The organism is Candidatus Eremiobacterota bacterium, from assembly GCA_031082125.1.
Lineage (GTDB): Bacteria > Vulcanimicrobiota > CADAWZ01 > CADAWZ01 > Ess09-12 > Ess09-12.
In genome coordinates, this window is sequence record JAVHLM010000017.1 from 70,880 (window position 1) to 89,218 (window position 18,339).

General features: G+C 56.2%; 14 protein-coding genes and 1 pseudogene. 7 read left to right on the forward strand and 8 right to left on the reverse strand.

What is annotated here, in order from left to right:
- Positions 1-69 precede the first annotated feature (69 nt).
- The 4 genes from RDV48_18330 to groL all read left to right on the forward strand — a co-directional run bounded on the left by RDV48_18330 (position 70) and on the right by groL (position 3,360).
- The gene (locus tag RDV48_18330) at positions 70-618 is read left to right on the forward strand and encodes a hypothetical protein (protein MDQ7824762.1); all 549 of its coding nucleotides are present in this window, start codon (positions 70-72) and stop codon (positions 616-618) included.
- 136 nt (positions 619-754) lie between these two features.
- Positions 755-1,126 carry a zinc ribbon domain-containing protein gene (locus RDV48_18335; protein MDQ7824763.1) on the forward strand — a complete coding sequence of 124 codons (372 nt, stop codon included), beginning with the start codon at positions 755-757 and terminating at the stop codon, positions 1,124-1,126.
- Between the two features lie 269 nt (positions 1,127-1,395).
- Positions 1,396-1,683, forward strand: a complete 288-nt coding sequence (gene groES, locus RDV48_18340) for a co-chaperone GroES (GenBank protein ID MDQ7824764.1) — start codon at positions 1,396-1,398, stop codon at positions 1,681-1,683.
- A gap of 42 nt (positions 1,684-1,725) precedes the next feature.
- Positions 1,726-3,360 (forward strand): chaperonin GroEL, encoded by a 1,635-nt coding sequence (gene groL, locus RDV48_18345; protein MDQ7824765.1) that lies wholly within the window; start codon positions 1,726-1,728, stop codon positions 3,358-3,360.
- 65 nt (positions 3,361-3,425) lie between these two features.
- Here the strand turns inward: groL and RDV48_18350 are convergent.
- The 5 genes and pseudogenes from RDV48_18350 to RDV48_18370 form a co-directional block, all read right to left on the reverse strand.
- Positions 3,426-3,827 (reverse strand): annotated as a pseudogene (locus RDV48_18350) (HD-GYP domain-containing protein).
- 2,730 nt (positions 3,828-6,557) lie between these two features.
- Complete coding sequence (locus RDV48_18355) at positions 6,558-7,856, reverse strand: zinc ribbon domain-containing protein (GenBank protein MDQ7824766.1); 1,299 nt, start codon at positions 7,854-7,856, stop codon at positions 6,558-6,560.
- A gap of 189 nt (positions 7,857-8,045) precedes the next feature.
- Positions 8,046-8,492: a hypothetical protein gene (locus RDV48_18360; protein MDQ7824767.1), complete on the reverse strand. Its 447-nt coding sequence runs from the start codon at positions 8,490-8,492 to the stop codon at positions 8,046-8,048.
- 108 nt (positions 8,493-8,600) lie between these two features.
- The gene (gene guaA / locus RDV48_18365) at positions 8,601-10,433 is read right to left on the reverse strand and encodes a glutamine-hydrolyzing GMP synthase (protein MDQ7824768.1); all 1,833 of its coding nucleotides are present in this window, start codon (positions 10,431-10,433) and stop codon (positions 8,601-8,603) included.
- Positions 10,434-10,445: 12 nt separating this feature from the next.
- Positions 10,446-11,933, reverse strand: coding sequence for an IMP dehydrogenase (locus tag RDV48_18370; GenBank protein MDQ7824769.1), 1,488 nt, complete (start codon positions 11,931-11,933; stop codon positions 10,446-10,448).
- 190 nt (positions 11,934-12,123) lie between these two features.
- On the opposite strand from RDV48_18370, the gene RDV48_18375 reads away from it, so the two are divergent.
- Positions 12,124-13,470: a S41 family peptidase gene (locus RDV48_18375; protein ID MDQ7824770.1), complete on the forward strand. Its 1,347-nt coding sequence runs from the start codon at positions 12,124-12,126 to the stop codon at positions 13,468-13,470.
- Between the two features lie 3 nt (positions 13,471-13,473).
- On the opposite strand, the gene RDV48_18380 is transcribed toward RDV48_18375, so the two are convergent.
- The 3 genes from RDV48_18380 to RDV48_18390 form a co-directional block, all read right to left on the reverse strand.
- Entirely contained in the window at positions 13,474-14,073 is a 600-nt protein-coding gene (locus RDV48_18380; GenBank protein MDQ7824771.1) for a M1 family aminopeptidase, read from the reverse strand.
- An 11-nt stretch (positions 14,074-14,084) separates the two neighbouring features.
- Positions 14,085-15,890, reverse strand: a complete 1,806-nt coding sequence (locus RDV48_18385) for a radical SAM protein (GenBank protein ID MDQ7824772.1) — start codon at positions 15,888-15,890, stop codon at positions 14,085-14,087.
- An 84-nt stretch (positions 15,891-15,974) separates the two neighbouring features.
- Entirely contained in the window at positions 15,975-16,541 is a 567-nt protein-coding gene (locus RDV48_18390) for a C40 family peptidase (GenBank protein MDQ7824773.1), read from the reverse strand.
- A gap of 145 nt (positions 16,542-16,686) precedes the next feature.
- Here RDV48_18390 and RDV48_18395 point away from each other — a divergent pair, with 145 nt between their 5' ends.
- Complete coding sequence (locus tag RDV48_18395; GenBank protein ID MDQ7824774.1) at positions 16,687-17,214, forward strand: hypothetical protein; 528 nt, start codon at positions 16,687-16,689, stop codon at positions 17,212-17,214.
- A 13-nt stretch (positions 17,215-17,227) separates the two neighbouring features.
- Positions 17,228-18,313 (forward strand): diguanylate cyclase, encoded by a 1,086-nt coding sequence (locus RDV48_18400; GenBank protein MDQ7824775.1) that lies wholly within the window; start codon positions 17,228-17,230, stop codon positions 18,311-18,313.
- The last annotated feature ends 26 nt before the right edge of the window (positions 18,314-18,339 follow it).

Consider the following 18,339-nt stretch of genomic DNA (forward strand, 5'->3'; position numbering starts at 1 on the left):
CCATGAGCGAGAGGATTTGGGAGGCCGCCAAAGAAATCCTCAGGACAAGGAGACTTCACAAGGAGCATTATGAACGGCAGGCGTTTCCTCTTTATCCTCCTGTGCTTCCTCGCCTTCCCGGTGCCATGCCGGGCAGATGATAATGAGGAAGTGCTCCTGATCTTTTCATCAGGCGGGAAAGGCTACAAGAGCGGCGATACCGTGGCGGTCAAGGCAGGCTCTGATCTGAAAATCCTGGCAAAGGTCTTCGTGAAGCAGTTTGCCGTCAAAGGAGGCCACTGGAAAAAGAACCCGCAGGGAGAGTGGCGTTATTTCAAAAAGATCAGGGGCTACTCTGTAGGGGTAGGGGTGGGCAAAATGAGCCTCAATGTGCTGAAGCAAGAGTACCGCTGGGTGCTGGAAGGAGAGCCGCCACAGTCTCAGAAGGAGTTTACCTGGCACGTTCCTCCCGACGCCTGCGGAGACTCTACCATCAAGATAACCACCGTGACCCAGGGCCAGATAAAAACGGAAGGCACGGCATCACTCCATGGACTCCACCTTGATTACAACCTCCCGGGGGCGGGAAAAAGAGAATTCAAGGGCGAGGCCCTCCTTCACCTCCATATCTCTCTATAGGGCTTGACTTTTTTCCCGTTTTCGCTATACTCAAGAGCATACCAGAGGTGATGCGCTCCGGGGCCCTCCTGAACCCGGCGGCTCCCCCGGTGAATCTATAGAGCCATGAAAGACTTCTTTTACGGAGGGATTGGGAATGCCCATATACTGCTATAAATGCGAATCCTGCGGGACCTGCGTCGAGGAGATCCACCGCGCCGACGAGCATATCGAGAAGGAATGCTCCGACTGCGGCGGGAAAATGGAGAAGATCATAAGCCCCGTGGCGGTGATTTTCAAAGGAAGCGGCTTCCATGTAAACGATTACAAGAGGGAGCATATCACCAAGGAAAAGCCTGCACCCAAGGAAGGCGAAGGAAAAGCTGAAACAGGATCGGCTGATTCACCGGCTCAGGAGCCCTCCTCAAAGGAGAAACCTTCAGAAACACCTTCAGAAAAGCCTTCCCCCAAAGAAAAAGCGCCACCGGCAGAGAAAAACAAAGGCGCTTCCGAAAAGAAGAGAGAATAGCTCAGTCTTAAAGCCCCCCCCGTGGGGGCTTTTTTATGTACGCCCGCCGGTAAAGCATTTTACAGGCTCTGCAAATTTTAGCAATTAAAATTATATATTGCTAAAATAAAAAATATCGAGAGAATAAAAGAGAATAAGTTAAATTTTGCCAGAATTTATCATTAATTGACACTTGCCTTTTTTCCCCTTTTTAGGTAAAGTGGTCATTAGCAATCTGACCTTTCAATTGCTAAATTTTTGGAGGAGGTAGTGCTATGGCCACAAAAACAATGAATGTCAGGCCTCTTGGCGACAGAGTAATCATCAAACCCACGCCGCAGGACGAGATGACAAAGGGAGGCATCATACTCCCTGACACCGCAAAGGAAAAACCGCAGCAGGGCGAGGTAGTCGCCGCAGGCTCAGGGAAAATCCTTGAGAACGGCACCAAGGTGCCCATGGAAGTGAAAGCCGGTGACAAGGTGCTCTACGGAAAGTATTCCGGCACGGAGATCAAGATCGAAGGCGAAGAGTACCTCATAGTGAAAGAGAGCGAGATCCTGGGAATCATTTCCTAGGAGCATTAAGGAAATCAATATTAATCTTAAGGAGGAATAACTATGGCTGCTAAGATGCTCTTATATGACGAGGAAGCCAGAAAAGCCCTGGAACTGGGTGCAAACCAGCTTGCAAACGCGGTGAAGGTGACCCTTGGCCCCCGCGGGCGCAATGTGGTCCTTGACAAGAAATTCGGCTCACCGACCATTACCAATGACGGCGTCACCATCGCCAAGGAGATAGAGGTTGAGGATCCCTTCCAGAACATGGGAGCCCAGCTCCTCAGGGAAGTGGCCTCAAAGACCAACGACATCGCCGGCGACGGCACCACGACAGCAACTGTGCTTGCCCAGGCAATGATCAAGGAGGGCATGAAAAACGTCACAGGCGGCGCCAATCCTCTCTTCATCAAGAAGGGCATAGAGAAGGCCGTTGAAAAGGCCGTGGCGGAAATCAAGAAGCTCGCGAAGCAGGTGGAAAAGAAATCAGTCATCGCTGAAGTGGCCGCCATCGCTGCCAACAACGATTCCGAGATCGGCGACATCATCGCCGATGCCATGGAAAAGGTAGGCAAAGACGGCGTCATCACCGTCGAGGAGTCCAAGACCATCACCACCACCCTTGAGCACGTGGAAGGCATGCAGTTCGACAAGGGCTACATCTCGCCCTATTTTGTCACTGACTCTGAGAAAATGACATGCGAGCTGAAGGATCCCTACCTTCTCATCAGCGAGAAGAAGATATCGGCTATTGCCGACCTCCTTCCCATCCTGGAGAAAGTAGTGCAGGTACAGAAGCCCCTCGTAATCATCTCCGAGGATGTAGAGGGAGAAGCCCTCGCGACCCTCGTGGTGAACAGGCTCCGCGGCACCTTCCAGACCGTGGCGGTGAAAGCCCCCGGATTCGGCGACAGGAGAAAGGAGATGCTCAAGGACATCGCCATTCTCACGGGCGGCCAGGTCATCTCCGAAGAGCTGGGCATCAAGCTTGACAAGATAACGATGGATATGCTCGGCCGCGCCAACGTGGTGAAGGTCACCAAAGATGAGACCACCATCATTGAGGGCAAGGGGAGCGACAAGGACATCAAGGGGCGCATTGAGCAGATCAGGCGCCAGATAGAAGAGACCGACTCAGACTACGACAGGGAGAAGCTCCAGGAGCGCCTCGCCAAGCTCGTGGGCGGCGTTGCCGTCATCAAGGTGGGAGCTGCCACCGAGACAGAGCTCAAGGAGAAAAAGCACCGCATGGAGGATGCCCTCTCAGCCACAAGGGCTGCCGTTGAGGAAGGAATCGTGGCAGGCGGCGGCGTCACCTTCATCAATATTCTTCCACACCTTGACAATGTAAAGGCCCATGGCGACGAGCTCATCGGCGTCAACATCGTGAAGAAAGCCCTCGAGGAGCCTCTCAAGCAGATTGCCAACAACGCAGGCAAGGAAGGCTCCGTCATCGTGGAGAAAGTGAAGACCCTTGAGAAGAACCACGGCTACGATGCTCTCAAGGATGAGTACACCGATATGTTCAAGGCCGGAGTCGTCGATCCCGTGAAGGTCACGCGCTCGGCCCTCCAGAATGCTGCCAGTATCGCCGCAATGATTCTTACCACCGAAACTCTCGTGGCCGAGAAGCCCGAAAAGAAGGAAGGACGCGGCGGCCCGCCCATGCCTCCCGGCGGCGGCATGGACATGTATTAATCCAGATAAAAAAAAGGGGAGGAAACTCCCCTTTTTTTTATTTTCTCCGGGGGCGCCCATGCAGATTAACTGTACTGGCGCTCCACTACCTTGACAAAGGCCTTGGCAAGCTCGGGATCAAACTGCGTACCGCTTCCCTTCTTTATCTCATCAATGGCTTTCTCTATGGGCAAGCCCTTGCGGTAAGGCCTGTCGGACACCATGGCGTCAAAGCTGTCAGAGATGGCTACGATGCGTGCTGCCATGGGGATACTGCTGCCGCTTATCCCGTCAGGGTAACCTTTGCCGTCCCAGCGCTCATGATGGTGGCGCACGACAGGCAGCACGTGGTTGAGGGAGGGTATGGGCTTCAGAATCGCCTCGCCTATGACGGGATGCTGCTTGATGATATCGAACTCCTCGTCGGTGAGGCGCGTGGGCTTGTAGAGGATGCTGTCGGGTATCTTTACCTTCCCGATGTCATGGAGAAAACTGCAGTTCTTGAGATCGGCGGCGCCGATATATTTCCCGAGGCGTGCCTGCACCTGGGGAGATGAATCTCTCAGGTTGAGCTCCACCTCGCCGATGTCATGGAAGAGGGCGCCTTCCTCGATGGTCTTCAGCTCCTGTTCATCAGTCACCCCCATCTCTCTTGCAAGCGCCACGGAGAGATCGATGACCCTTGACGAGTGCTCATAGGTATAGTTGCTCGCCGATTTCATGAGGAGCGCAATGAGCTTGGCGGCCATCTCGTCGCCTGTCCAGGTCTCCTGCTGGGACTTCTTGAGGATGGACTCAATGCAGGTATTGGCATGCTGCGCTGCCGCCTGGGTCTGCTTCACCGGTTCCTGCTTGTTGGTGGCACTGAAGCGGAGGGTGTCTTCAAAAATCCTCCTTGAGACCTCCTGCTTGATGAGGTCGGTCCGCTGCTGCTGAGGAAGCTGAGCCTCGGCAGAGGGCGAAGGGGTCTGGGAGGTGAGCATCCTGGGGCGCAAGCTCCCCCCCTGGGATCTTCCCCCTTTCTGATCCTGAAAATCGCCGCCCTCACCGCCGCCTGATTGATCGCCGAAGTCGCGCTGGTGGCGCTGCACCTCGTCAATGACCCTCTGGCCTCCCAGGGAATCGGCCTTTTTCCCGTCAAATTTTCCTGCACCGGTGGAGTGGACATGGTGCCCTGCTTCCTGCATGGTGAAAAGAGGCGCTGGTGTGGTCCCCGTAAGAGCTCCTGGGTGCTCGCCTGTTTCTCTGTGGGCCTGTATGGCTCCCTCCTGGCGCTTCCGCACACCCGCCGGCTCACCGGTTTCACCGCCCATTGCTTTCCTTGCATCGGGACGGGGTGCCTGGGGAAAGCCCTCAGAGGCCTGGGTGCCCTTTCCTTCAAGGGGAACCTCCTCAAGATGCGAAGGCTTTGATCCCGGCGAGCCATCCTCCTTTTTTCTGATCGAAGCCTGTGAAAGGGCGGCATCAGTCTTCGCGGCGAAGTCACCGAGGGTTTTCTGTGTTCCCGGCTCCTGGAAAGGGAGATCAAGCTTCTGCCTGATCTCCTCGCGGAGCTTTGCCAGGGGATTTTCCTTCTTAAAGCCTTCCCCGTGGGGAGGTCCGGGTGGAGGCTGCTCCCTCTCCCTGGGAGCCTCCTGGAGGGGCTTTTGCGGCCCCTGCATCTGGGATTTCAGGGGCTCCTGGCGCAGGGACTCCTGAGACCCCGAAGCCATGGGGGCCTGCTTTTCTGCGTCGGGCGAAGGAGTCTTCCGCATCTGCCTGAGCGCTGATTCCCACGGCCTGTAAAGCTCCTCCTTGCCCTTCAGAGGAGTCTGGGCTTTCTGTTCCTGGAGATCGTCCTTTCCTGGAAGCTCCTGGGGAAGGGGCGGCTTTTCCTTCAGGGCCTGCTGCGGAAATTCAGGTAACGGCCTGGATGCCTGCGGCATCGGGGCCTGGGGCTGCGGTTGAGGGGTCTGAGCCTGAGGCATGGGGATTTGAGCCTGAGGCATGGGGGTCTGAGCCTGAGGCATGGGGATTTGAGCCTGAGGAGTCTGGTGATGCGGTTGAGGGACCTGGGCCTGAGGCATCGGGGACTGCCTGGAAAAAGACGTCCCCTTGTCCCATGGGAAAGCCTGTGATGCACCTTCCCCGGGGCTTCCACTGCCCCTGGATGGTTCCCGTGTTTGGGGGGGGAGCGGGGCTCCCCTCTGCACTGAAGGCATATTCTGTGAGGGAACCGCTTCCTGGCGGGAAGAGGTGAACTTCTCAGGGAGGCTCATTTTAAGGAGCCCGCCACCGGAAAATTCCTGTTTCTTCGCGGGAAGCTCCATCCTGAGAGCGCTGCCGCTTTCCCTGCCGCGCTCCATGGTGCTTTCCTGTGAGAGGCCCGGCATGGAGCGTGTATCGCGGGCCTGGGGTGGGAGCGCCTGCTCACGCATGGCCTGGGGAAAGGGTGTCTCCTTTTTCGGGGCAGGCTGGAATCTTTCCTGGACTTCCTGGGGTAGCCGCGATCGGTAAGACTCGCGGGACGAGGCAAAAGCAGACTGGTAATGAGCCATAAGGGCATTTTCTGCCGTTTCGCTGGAAAACTGCGGAGCCCTCGAGGGGGGTGGAGAAGTCTTTGTCTCCCTGAACTCGTTCATGACCTGCTGGGAAAAGCCGCGCAGTGTCTGGGTATAGACGCCGCCCTGTCCCTGGCGCGGAAGCGGTGGTTCCTTCGGCGCCTCACTGCCCCTCGCGGTGCTTCTTCCGAACTGGGGCTGGAGATACTGGGGCGTCGAGGCAAGGAAATCATTCTGAAGCCTTCCCTGGGCCGGTGGCGCGCTCCCCGAAGGCGTTCCCCCCGGGAGCCCCTTGAAAAGCTGCTGCGGCTTCGCATTGAAAGCGGGGAGCTCCGCTGACTCTCCGCCGAGGTATGACCGGAAGCCCTGGTCCATCATATTGCGGATGGCAACCATGTAAATATTCTGGCGGGGAGCCTGGAGCGAGGGGGGGGAAAAGCCCTGATGCACCGGTGTGGGCATCTTGGAAGTCTGGGGCTTGCCAAAGGCTACGGCCTCTCCTCTGGCGCCGGAAGATGCGATGGATGCGGGAAAGCCTTCTCCTGCCATATACCACTCCCCCTTGGTCCAAATCTCTCTCTTATCACTTTATCACGACATTTTAACAAATTGTAAATATTGTTAACAAAAATCGCTTTTTATTGATAAAAAATCAATAAATCTCTGGAAAAACGTCTCTCACTGCTGAGGAGGATATTGAGTCCTTTCCTGAACCACGATGAGCTTCTGGCTCGCCTCAATGGCCATTTCAAGACCTCCCTGGAGATGCTGCTCATCGCCGTCATGGAAAAAAGCCTTCATCTCTGCAAGGGCGGCGTCCAGTTCCACGGTGCCCTCCTCAAAGAGAGTCTGGACTTCCTGATAGGCCCCGCGCTCTTCGTCGCTCCCGAACTGCTCAGGGTGAGTCACTGCCTGCATCGCCGAGAGTGCTTCCCGCACCTTTTCCTCCATCCACTCGATGACTTCAAGAAGGTCCTCCTTGGAGGATCGCCCGCCAGTGTAATCGCTGACGGCATCCATAAGCCTCACCAGGTTGGAGGTGTAAACGCGCTCGCCGCCGGCACCTGAAGGCCCTCCGAAACCGGCACCCGCCGATGAGTCGCCCTCAGGGCTTGAGGCCTCGGGGAGTATTGCCGAGCAGGACTTGCAAAACTTGGCGGCAACCTCGTTTTCAGCGCCGCATTTGACGCAGAACTTCAAGGAAGAGCCTTTCAGCTCGTTCTGGATAAACTCATGGCAGGAAATGAGGGTATCGCTTCCTTCCCTGACAAGCGCCATGCCCTTTTCAAGCCGGGATTGATCATCATCGTCAAGGAACTGCTCCATGAGATGAAGACCCTCACGGTATTTTCCAAGGGCGCCCTCTATCTCGGGGATCCTTCCCTTGATGGCATCAGTCTCACACCGCGCATTCCGGTAGATTCTGAAATCCTTCTCTATGCCCTCGCAGTAGCCAATCATCCATTGAAGCTTCTCCTTGAGCGCTTCCTTCGGGAACCCCTTGTCAATTACTCCCCTGGCCACGCGGATGAGCTCATGTACATAAGGGGATTTTGAATATTTCTCGAGCTTCTCCTCTTCCTCCTTGATGCGGTCAACGGCACTGAAGACGGCTTCATAGGAATTCTTCACCATGACGAGACCCTCGAGGATCTTTTCCTTTTCCCGGTAATCCAGGTATTCTTCCAGCATTCTGAAGCCGTCAGTGATGCGGGAGAACTGCTCCTCAATAAGTGTTGACTGCTCCTTGATGGCAGGCACGTCATCTTCGGTCTTTCTCAGGGTATAGAAGAACTCCTTGAGCTTTTCGGTGAGCTCCTTGAGCCTGTCCAGCTTCTCCCGGTATTCATCAATATAGAAATCAGGGTCGAAATCATCTTCATAGATGTTTTTCGCCTCGGTGATAAACTCGTTGAGGTAGGCAGAGCGGGTAAAGGTGAACACGCTCTCTGGACTGATGTTCTCAAGCTGGCTCATGGCGGCTCCTCCCGGCACTGGAATAAGAACTTACTCCCTTGTTACGACAGGGACACCCTTTTTCCCTCTCCGGGAGAGAGCCACCGGAACACCCCTCTCCCAAAGTCCCCACAGGAAGGGGTACAATAAAAACAAGGCACCACTGAGGCAGTGCCTTGTTGAGACCATAATCAGGGTGATCCGCAGAGCTTACATGTTTCTCCCCGCGGTATAGCCGAGGCCTGCACCGGCGAGGGTGCCCAGGAGCCCCCAGCCCGGATCGCCGTGGGAAAGCCCCAGCCCGAGCATCCCGCCGAAACCGGCGCCAAGCATGCCGCCCATGAGGCCCCCTGCATTGTTGTTGTAACCGTAATTGCCATAACAGCCGTAATTGCCATAGCCGCCGTAATTGCCATAGCCGCCATACATGCCACCGTTGTTATAGCCGGGGTAGCCTATCATGCTCGTGGCATAGCCGCCGTACATGCCGTAATTGCCAAAGCCGCCGCCGTAATTGCCGGGATAGCCCATCATGCTCGTGGGATACCCCCAGCCGCCCCCATGGCGAATACCGTGATGGCCGTGGTGGCCGTGGTGGCCATGGTGCATCGGGAAGCCACCGCCTATCCCAAAGTTAAAGCTCACATGTGCGCTCATTTCATTTCCCCCTTGCTTCTTGTGATTGGGTGGAGAAAATTGCTCTCACTTTTTTATTGTAGCACTTTTTACTGCAAAAAACAAGAGCCTCGGAAAAATTTAACAATCTCATTCCCATTCGATGGTGCCCGGCGGCTTGGTCGTCACGTCATAAAGGAGGGCGCCGAAGCCCTCAATGGCCTCCAGGTCATCGACAAGTGAAAGAAGCCCCAGGGGATTCATTCTGAAGACATCGCATGTCATGGCATCCTGGGAGCACACGGGCCGCATGACAAAGACCTGGCGCCCCATCTCATCATAAAGAGGGAGGCCCACCACAGGCATCTGCCACAACTCCCCTTCGCCCCGCAGGGCGTCATTGCAGCGTGCATCAACGGCCCTGAGCCTTTCGAGATGCTCTTCGTCAATAGTGGTGGGGCTGAGGCAAAATGCTGCGTGCCGGTAGGGGAGAGGAGCAAAAACGACGCGGCTTATGCTTTTCATGGAGTTCACCATGCGGGCGGCGCATGAAAGCAGGGCTTCCCATGGGGGCACCGACCCGTCAGCACTCCAGATGACGGCAGGGTGACGGTAGGTGCGCTCATCTCCCTGGACGCCCACGGAATAAAGGGGAAGCACCGTGCCGTCACATCCGATGGAAGCGGCCATTGCTTTCACCTGGCCTTCTTCATCAAGATAGCGGGGGGGCTCTCGCCCGTCAGAGCAGAGAAGCCTCACGGCGAGCCCCGGCCCAGGGAAGGGGTGGCGCAAGATGAGGGCTTCAGGGAGGCCCAGGGCTCTTCCCACGTCTCTTATCTCATCCTTGTAGAGGTCCCGCAGCGGCTCCACCACTCTCCCCGAGGCGATAAGAGCCTCTATCTCGGGGACACGGTTGTGGTGGGTCTTTATTTTTGCCGCATGGGCCGTGCCGCCGCTCTCAATGGTATCAGGGTAAATGGTGCCCTGCACAAGCACCCTGTCCTGACCCTGCCCCGCAAGAATGTCACTGATCTCTTCCACGAAGAGCCTGCCTATCACTGCCCGCTTCCTCTCCGGGTCAATGATGCCTGCGAGGGCTTTCAGGAAACGCTCACGGGCATTGATGCGCCGTACACCGGGAAGACCCTCTGCCTCAAGACAGGTAATCACCTCATCTGATTCACCGGCGCGCATGAGACCCGTATCGACATGAATACACTGTATCTGCTTTCCAGGAAGGGCACGGATACAGAGCGCTGACGCCACCAGCGAGTCCACACCGCCTGAGACCAGTATGACGGCCGTTCTTCCGCCTGTTTCCTCTTTGATCCTGGCTTCCAGGGCTGCCACCCGGTCGCCGGGGTGCCATGACCGCGGCGCCTTCGCGGACTTGAAAAAATTGTCAAGCATGGCACGACCATGGGCGGTGTGGGAAACCTCGGGATGAAACTGCAGGCCGAACCACTTTCCCTCAGGGGATTCAAAGGCTGCCACGGGAACCTCTTCGGTGCTTGCAGTCACCCTGTAACCCTCGGGCATGGAGACCACGGTGTCACCATGGCTTACCCACACACGCTGCCGCGCCGGGAGACCGGCAAACAGAGAGGAGGTGCCGAGGCATTCAATCATTGCCAGGCCGTACTCGCGGGCATGGCCGCCTGACAGGGTGCCTCCCAGGGCATGGGCAAGATATTGATGGCCATAGCAGATGCCGAGGACGGGGACTGGCGATTCCCTCACGTCGCCTTCAAGCCGGGGAGCACCGGGCTCAAGAACCGACCGGGGCCCCCCCGAGAGGATTAAGGCCACAAGTTCCTCGCCCCTCCCTGTTGACCGGGCACGGACAAGGTCACTCCACTGGGAGGGCTGCACAATCCGGGAGAAAAGGCCAAGCCCCCTTACCCTCCTTGCGATGAGATGGGCATACTGGCCGCCAAAATCGACAATGGCAACACAAGGTGTCGATAAGCCTTCCATTGGCATGGTACCTCTCCCTCATGTGGTGGCCGTAAAGGTGTTTTCCGCCGACAGCATGGTGATATTATGGACATTTCCCTCGCGCATGGCCATTGCCGATACAGGTTCCACCAGGGCCTCGCGGTGAAGCTCGGCAAGCGTGGAGACGCCGCAGGTGGCCATGGCGGCCTTCACCTTGCTCATGGTCTCCCCAAGGGTATCCCTGAGCCGCCCGGCATATTCCACAAAGCCTTCAACCCCTTCGGGGAAGGCAAACTGGTGGTAGCGCACCTCTTTCCACTGGCGGGCCCTCGCCGAGCCCTCTCCCCAGTAGGGCTTCATGACCCGGTTATTCACCGTCACCTTTTCGCTGGGCGCTTCATCCATGCGGGCAAAATACCGCCCCATCATGACGCTGTCGGCGCCGAGGGCGAGGGCCATCACGATATCACGGGCGTTGATGATGCCCCCGTCGGCAATGACAGGTATGTAAATCCCCGTGACTTCGTGATAGCGGTCACGGGCTTTCACCACGTCTATCAGTGCCGAGGCAAGCCCGCGGCCGGTGCCCTTCTGCTCCTGGGTGATGCAGATTGTGCCGCTTCCCATCCCTACCTTCACGGCACTCGCTCCGGCGTGGACCAGGAATTCAAACCCGTCGCCCGTCACCACATTTCCCCCCATGACCGGTAACTGGGGATAGCTGCCATGTATCCAGCGCAGGGCCCGTTCCTGAAAGCATGAGTGCCCGTCGGAGGAATCGATGAGGAGCACGTCGACACCGGCCTCCACGAGTGCCGGCACCCTTTTCTCGTAATCATGAGTATTCACGGCGGCACCGGCAAGAAGGCGCTTGTCGCCATCGACGACCTGGAGGGGATTATCGAGATGATCCTGGATGTCCTTCCTGAAGACCAGGTACCGGAGGGTCATGTCACTGTCCACTATGGGGAGGGCTCCCTGATGGCTCTCCACCAGGAGATTGTTGGCCTTGTGGAGATCGCTGATGCCCACTCCATATTCCAGCCTCTCCAGAGGTATCATTCTCTCCCTCACCGAGAGTGACGCCTGGCGCTTTGCATCATAATCATTGGTGCCGATCATGCCCGCGAGGCGGTGCTTCTCATCAACGACGGGAAAGGTGGAAAAACCTGTTTCCTTCCTCATGCCATGGAGCTCCGCGATGGTCATCTGGGGGTGCACCGTCCTGGGAACGACAAAGCCCGCTTTGTGCCTTTTGACCTGCGCCACCATATCGGCCTGGCCCTCAAGATGCTGGGAGCAGCACAGAAATGCAACAGCACCGCACTTTGCTGCTTCTATGCCCATCCGGGGGCTTGAGACTGCCTGCATGGCCGCCACTGTCACGGGAACATTGAGGAAAAGAAAGGTGTCGCTGTCGGGAATTCGCACAAGGGGCGTGCGAAGCGACACTTTCTCCATCACTGAGTCAGGCGAGGTGTAGCGCGGAAGCAGGCGGTATTCCATGAGAGTCCGTGAAGGTTCAGAGAGAATCTGTCGTGCCATGGGCACCCCTTTTCCGCATCACTGCTTGAATCTGGCGAACCTCTCAGCGATGCCGCGATTTTGCGTATGATACCACAGGCATCCTGAAAAGTCAAGAAAGGAAGGGAATATTTTTCGCTTCTCCCGGTAAGAGAAGAAGGAAGAAGGCCTCTCGGGGGAAAAATCATCTTTCTATAAAGGGGGGTTTCTGATGAAAACTTGTATCTCCTGTCTTTCTGTCGCTATGCTTGTGCTGGCAGTCGTTTTACTGTGGACGGCCCCCTGCGGTGCAGAAGAAACAACCTTTTCCGACCTTGAAAAGGAAATAGAGGTGCTCTCAACGCGGTATATCGATCCGGTGAGCGCCACTGCCCTTCTCAAGTCCTTTATCGAAGGCGCCTGCGCCGAGCTTACGGCCCACAAGCTTCCCACCAAGGATCTCAGTTATTTCCCCCTCACCTCCACTCTCAAGGAGGACCTCAAGGGAATTGAAAAAATAATTGACGAGACCCTCCCTCCAGGGGGATCCCTCCCCAAGGCGAAGCTCATAGAAAAAGGCATGGAGGCGGTGGCCTCCTCACTGAAAGATGAGAACACGCGCTTCTACCTTCCCGGCTCGTACCATGTAAAAGAGCTTCCCCCCGCACGAAGAGGGGGAATCGGTCTCTTAATCGATGAGAGCAAGGATCGCGAGGGGGCTTTCGTCATTACCGAAACTTATACGGGGCTTCCCGCAGAAAAGGCCGGCCTCAGAACCGGTGACAGAATAGTTGAAGTGGACGCCAGAGACGTGAAACCGCTGGAGCGGCATCAGCTCGGCGAGCTGGTGAGCGGCGAGGTGGGAACGCCTCTGATCCTCACGGTAAAACAGGGTGCCGAGCTCAGGAAGGTGACCCTTGAGCGCGTCGCCATGGGCACCACTGACTCCGTTATCTATAAGCCCCTTGCCGAAAAAATCGGCTATCTGAAGTTCAAGCTCTTCAATGAGGGCCTGGAGCAGGCAACGCTTGACATAGTAAACACTCTGAGGGATACGAAAATGGAGGGCCTCATCGTCGATCTCCGCAACAACGGGGGTATCCCCGATGCCGCCATATCTCTTACGGGGCTCTTCATCCCCAAGGAAGACACCATTGCCACGCAGGTCTTCAGGAACTCCAAAAAAATATACGTGCCGAAAATCGCCACCTCTTACAGCCTTCCCACGGTAGTTCTGGTCAACGAGTACAGCGCGAGCGCCTCAACACTCATGGCAGAGGCATTCCGCTCTTCCCTCAAGGCCAGGATCGTGGGTATGCCCACCGAGTGGCGCTATAGCGCCACGAGCAGGCTTGAGCTCAAGAGCGGGGCCACATTGGTCTTTACGACATCATACTATATTCTCTCAAACGGGAAGGCGGTAAGAGGAAAAGGGGAAGGCGTCAAGCCCGGCATCCTTGTGCCCCAGGAGCCCCGTGATACATCGGCCCTCGACCAGGAAAAGGATGAACAGCTTAAAAGAGCGGTGGAGCTTCTCCAGGAAGCACTGAAAAGCAAAACCCCAATGCCGCCCCAGTAGTGATCACTGCCCGCTCAGGCTCTTCATTGTCTGCACTTTCCTGGGCAGCTCCCGCTCGCCCCAGGCATCTTCCCACTCCAGCATCTTCTTGAACCCCACGCCATAGACAGGGTCTGCATGCTCGGCAAGGCTGCGGGCCTCGGCATATGCGCCGGTTTTTTCCAGAATCTTGTACTCGACCCAGCGGGCAAAGCCCTCTCTCACCACCAGGTCCTGATCGGAGGGGCACGCTTCAACCTGCCAGGCATGGGTAAGTTCATGGGCTGCCGTGGCGATAGTCTTGTCCCGATCCATTTCCTTCATCACATAAATCTCATGGCCTGACCCCTTGTAGCGGTAAAGGCCCACCTGGGCACCGCGATACGCGCCGGCATAAAGCTCGTCAAGCTTTGTTCCCGTCACAAGGAACCCCTGGACGGGAAGCTTGTAGGATATGCCGAAGTACGCGGCGAGGAGCCTCCGGGTTTCAGCCATCACCGCATCAAAGTCAGACTGCGTGGAGATGACCCTGGGACTTTCCGCGGCATGGAGGGCCCGCGGCAAAAACCACAGTGCACTGAACAGGGCAAGAAAGACCAGGGCTCCTGCAAGGCGTACTTTCATCACACCCTCCTCTATCGGTAAAAGATAATATGGTAGGTTTTCTCAAGCTTCTTGAAAAGGGGTATCATGAAGCGCCGGAGGACCTCGTCGGAGGTGCCGCCAAACTCCCCGCTGATACGGGCCGCGATCTCGCCGAGCGGCATCTTCCCCCCTGAGTATTCATAAATGGCGATATCAACAGGTTTTGTGAGGCTCACCTTCCTGAAATAGCCGGGAAGCACCATCATGCCCCCTTCACTGGAATAGAGGCGGCGCTCCAGGATGCGGAACGGAAACCACTCGAGGAGCTGATCCTTGGGGATATCGGCAAACCGCCTGAACCGCGTGCTTTTTTTCACGGTGAAGTAACTCTCCAGTATCGGCGCTGCCGAGAAGACATCAAGGTAATAAAGGGTGTGCATCTTGTAGCGGAGCGCCCACATGAAATGATGCTCCATCATGGCCGGGTCGAGGTTCATGGCTATTTTCCTCATCTCCTTTGCAAGCTCCGAGGAGAAGACTGCCTGGAGCTCCCTGAGCCTGTCCTTCCCCAGGTGGACCGTCGTGCAGCTCACGTCTGACATGGTGAGGCCCCTGCGCCATTCCCTGTCAATGATGGTGAGGCCGAAGCTCGACGGATCCTCTCCGATCTCCGTGCCGGGGAAAGGGCACAGATAGGAGCTTGAGCACTCGAACTGGCCCGGAGCCATGGTGAGAAGCTTTTTTGCGAAAGCAAGGGTTTTCTCAAAGGTCTTCTCGGACTCAAAGGGTCCGCCGATGATAAAGTTGCCATAGACACTCACGCCTCCCACCCGGGCAACTCTCTCGATGACGCGCTCGACCTGCTCAAGCCTGATGTGCTTGTGATAGCGATCCAGCATCTCCTGGTCTCCCGATTCCACCCCGATCTGGAGCCTTGCCATCCCTGCCTCCTTGAGCCTCTCAATGAGGTCGGGATGGCGGTCAAAGATGTCCACGCGCCCTTCGCAGAAGAAGACAAAGTCGAGCTTCCTCTCCTTGCGCTCCTTCACGAGGCCTGCGCATATCTCATCGACGCGCTTCGGCTCGGCGACAAAGGTGTCGTCCACGATATTCACGGTCAAGGCCTTGTATTTCTCCACGTTGGCTACTATGTCCCTCACCACTCTCGGGGCGCTGAAAAAACGGTATCCCTTGCCATGGACCTCCTGGAAGCAGAAGGCGCACTTGTGGGGGCAGCCCCGCCCCGTGGAATAAAAAAAGCCGTAGCTCACATCTATGAGGCTGTAATCCGCGGGAGGGAGCTCGTCCATGTTCCTGAGCGGAGCGGCACGCCTGTTCACCAGGACTTCACCACCCTGGCGGTAGATGAGCCCCGCAATGTCCTTGAGAGTTCCCTTCCCCCTGAGGTAATATTCGGCAAGCCCGAGCATGGCGTATTCCCCTTCGCCCGACACGGCAAAATCGAAGGGCGTGTCCTCGAGTATCTTTTCACCGAGGACCGTGGCAAGGGGGCCGCCCACGACGATCCTGACACCGGGAACCCAGGACTTGATATCCCTGGAAAAGTGAGTCACATTGTGAATGTTGTCGGAATTGACATAAAATCCCACAAGGCGGGGGGAGAACTTCTGGATCATGGCCCTCAGCTTGTAAGAGCTGATGAAAAAGAGGTTTCCCGAGGTGATGCAGCGCACCGAGAAGCCCTTGGCCTTGAGGAGAGTCCCGATGGAGAGGAGTCCCAGGTTGTAGAAGGAATAGAGGAGGTTATAGAAGCTGTCCACATGGATAAGGAGTATTTCCTCTGCCTCTTCCTTCTTCTTTTCGATGAGCTCATGCAAAAATTCTTTGATCTTCATTGGGAACCCCCGCTTTCAAAGTATGGCCTGGGAGAGAAAATAAAAAGGATCCCTTGTGGGCAAGGAATCCTTTGAGTTCCTTTGTTAATACCGGCATCCCCCGATAAACCTCGCCTTGTAATAGGCATCGTCAAGACTCGAGAAGGTGACGCCCCGCCGGCTCGACGAATGGATGAACTTGTCTTCACCTACATAAATCCCCACGTGGGTTACGCCCGGTCCATAGGTGCTGAAGAAAACCAGGTCGCCTACACAGAGATCCTTCCGCGCTATCCTGTTTCCGCCGTAATACTGCTCATCGGCCATTCTCCTGATGGAGACGCCGTTCATGCCAAAAACGGTCATGACAAACCCCGAACAATCAAATCCTGAAGGGGTCGTACCCGCCCAGCGGTAGGGCGTACCCAGATAACGCTGCGCCGTGGCCACGATTCTCCCGCCGCGCGAAGAAAGGGTTCTTCTTCTTGCGGCATTCTGACAGGTCCCCTTGGGACTCTCAGAAACTGCTCCCTGGACGGTAATCACTTCATCACTGTCTATTACATAGCTTTGCGTTTCCATGGATTGCTCCGGGCTCTGCGCCCAGAGTGGCATTGAAACCGCTGCGACTAATGCGAGTGCTACCAGGAGCACGTTCTGGATATGCTTCATGAGTACCCTCCTTATGGCATTAATAAACCTGATCTAGATTCTCCCCCTTTCCCCAAAATCCTCCTTTCCATGAAAATTTGCCTCCCGGGGGCGCTGCTGACAGGAAAGAAAAGAAGGATAAGAAAAAAGCAGATTGAACTTATCCATGAACACGAATCGTGAGGTCTTGCCCCTTATGCTCTGTCCCGGCTGCGGTCACCTTAACGACGAGAGCGGAACTACCTGCGCAAAGTGCCTTCGGCGGCTTCCCGATTTCAAGAACCCGCCAAGGATCTCGTCCCGCCTCCTCCAGATCCAGGAAAAAATCATGGAATTCTCGCGGGGCCAGCTCACCCAGACAGAGATGGAAAGCTTCCTTGCCTCGATGGAAGAGCATTTCTTTCAGAAACTCGAGGACGTTGAAGCGATACCCATCCCCCCGGAGATGAAAGATGAGCTAGAGACCGAGATGAACACGGGGATCCTGGGGATAGAGACTTTCATCAAGGCAGTGAACATTCTGAGACACTTTGCAAGGAGCCGTGAAATGGGTCTCATGGAGGAAGGGATGGCCATGGCCAGGAAAGCCAACGACATGGTGAACAGCGCCCTCGCCCTTAACTGGAAAAGCTATGACTCATTCCGCGATTCGATGGAAGAATACCTGCGAACATCGGGACTGACCTTCCCGTAAGAAAGGAGCCCCCATGGAAACACAGACCCGCCCCGAAGAGGCTTTCGGCAAGCGCTTCGCCTTCCTGGGCCATCAGAATATCCAGGTACAGGTCGGCTCTTATGTGCTCTATATCGCAAAAAACAAGAACTCAAGAGCCGATAAACTGTACAGGATAATCTCCCAGGGGATCTCAGAGAACGAGAAATGCATTTTTGCAGGAAGCGACAGCACAAAAAAAGAGATAACCTCCCTCATGAAAAAGCATGGGAGACCCGTGGAGCAGCTCACCAGGCACAGCCAGCTCCTCATTGTCGATGCACCCTCATCCCTGCGGGGAAAAAGCCGTGGGGACCTCGAAGGCTTCTTCGAAAAGCTCCAGGGCTTTATCGACGACACGTGCCTCCAGGGCTGGTCGTCACTGCGCGTCATCGTCGATATCCCGTGGCTTTTTGAGAGCGACGGCAGGAACCGGGACTTCGTGGAGCACGAGATGGCACTCTTCGAGGAATTCATGGAAAAGCGCTCGTCCCTCCTTTTCATAGGCTTCCTGTCAAGCACGCAGATCACGCAGAAGGGGCTCCTTGAGCTGCTGGGCAGCCACCCCCTTCTCCTCATCGACGAGAACTACATGAGCAGCATCTCGGAAGAAGCCTCGTCCATTGACAACCTCACGGGCCTTTTTAACGCAGGCCATATCAAAGAGCTGATAAAAAAGGAGATTGTGCGCGCCGAGCGCTACAAGAGGGTATGCTCCCTGCTGATTGTTGACATAGATGACTTCAGGCACTTCAACAGGGAAATGGGTTATGCGAAAGGCGATGAGCTCCTCATCGAGCTCTCGGCATTCCTCACCAAGAACGTGCGAAGCATCGACATTACAGGGCGCCTGGGAGGCGAGGAGTTCTGCATCCTGCTCCCTGAAACGGATAAGGCCGGTGCAGCAACGCTCTCCCAGAGAATCACCAGGCTCACCTCCGAGAAATTCGCAGGGGGAGCCTTCCCCGTATCGCTCACGGCAGGGATGGCAAGCTATCCCCAGGATTCCGACAGCGCGGCGGATCTCATTGAAAAGGCGAGGACTGGTCTTAAGATGGCAAAGCAGCGCAGAAAATCTTGAGGAAAAGGAGTGCCGGCAGCAGGCAC

Excerpts from the sequence above, each read along its gene's own strand:
- groES (MDQ7824764.1), top strand. The coding sequence starts at position 1,396 with ATGAATGTCAGGCCTCTTGGCGACAGAGTAATCATCAAACCCACGCCG.
- RDV48_18380 (MDQ7824771.1), bottom strand. The coding sequence starts at position 14,073 with ATGAAAGTACGCCTTGCAGGAGCCCTGGTCTTTCTTGCCCTGTTCAGT.
- guaA (MDQ7824768.1), bottom strand. The coding sequence starts at position 10,433 with ATGCCAATGGAAGGCTTATCGACACCTTGTGTTGCCATTGTCGATTTT.
- groL (MDQ7824765.1), top strand. The coding sequence starts at position 1,726 with ATGGCTGCTAAGATGCTCTTATATGACGAGGAAGCCAGAAAAGCCCTG.
- RDV48_18330 (MDQ7824762.1), top strand. The coding sequence starts at position 70 with ATGAACGGCAGGCGTTTCCTCTTTATCCTCCTGTGCTTCCTCGCCTTC.
- RDV48_18400 (MDQ7824775.1), top strand. The coding sequence starts at position 17,228 with ATGGAAACACAGACCCGCCCCGAAGAGGCTTTCGGCAAGCGCTTCGCC.
- RDV48_18390 (MDQ7824773.1), bottom strand. The coding sequence starts at position 16,541 with ATGAAGCATATCCAGAACGTGCTCCTGGTAGCACTCGCATTAGTCGCA.
- RDV48_18385 (MDQ7824772.1), bottom strand. The coding sequence starts at position 15,890 with ATGAAGATCAAAGAATTTTTGCATGAGCTCATCGAAAAGAAGAAGGAA.
- RDV48_18335 (MDQ7824763.1), top strand. The coding sequence starts at position 755 with ATGCCCATATACTGCTATAAATGCGAATCCTGCGGGACCTGCGTCGAG.
- RDV48_18370 (MDQ7824769.1), bottom strand. The coding sequence starts at position 11,933 with ATGGCACGACAGATTCTCTCTGAACCTTCACGGACTCTCATGGAATAC.
- RDV48_18395 (MDQ7824774.1), top strand. The coding sequence starts at position 16,687 with ATGAACACGAATCGTGAGGTCTTGCCCCTTATGCTCTGTCCCGGCTGC.
- RDV48_18360 (MDQ7824767.1), bottom strand. The coding sequence starts at position 8,492 with ATGAGCGCACATGTGAGCTTTAACTTTGGGATAGGCGGTGGCTTCCCG.
- RDV48_18355 (MDQ7824766.1), bottom strand. The coding sequence starts at position 7,856 with ATGAGCCAGCTTGAGAACATCAGTCCAGAGAGCGTGTTCACCTTTACC.
- RDV48_18375 (MDQ7824770.1), top strand. The coding sequence starts at position 12,124 with ATGAAAACTTGTATCTCCTGTCTTTCTGTCGCTATGCTTGTGCTGGCA.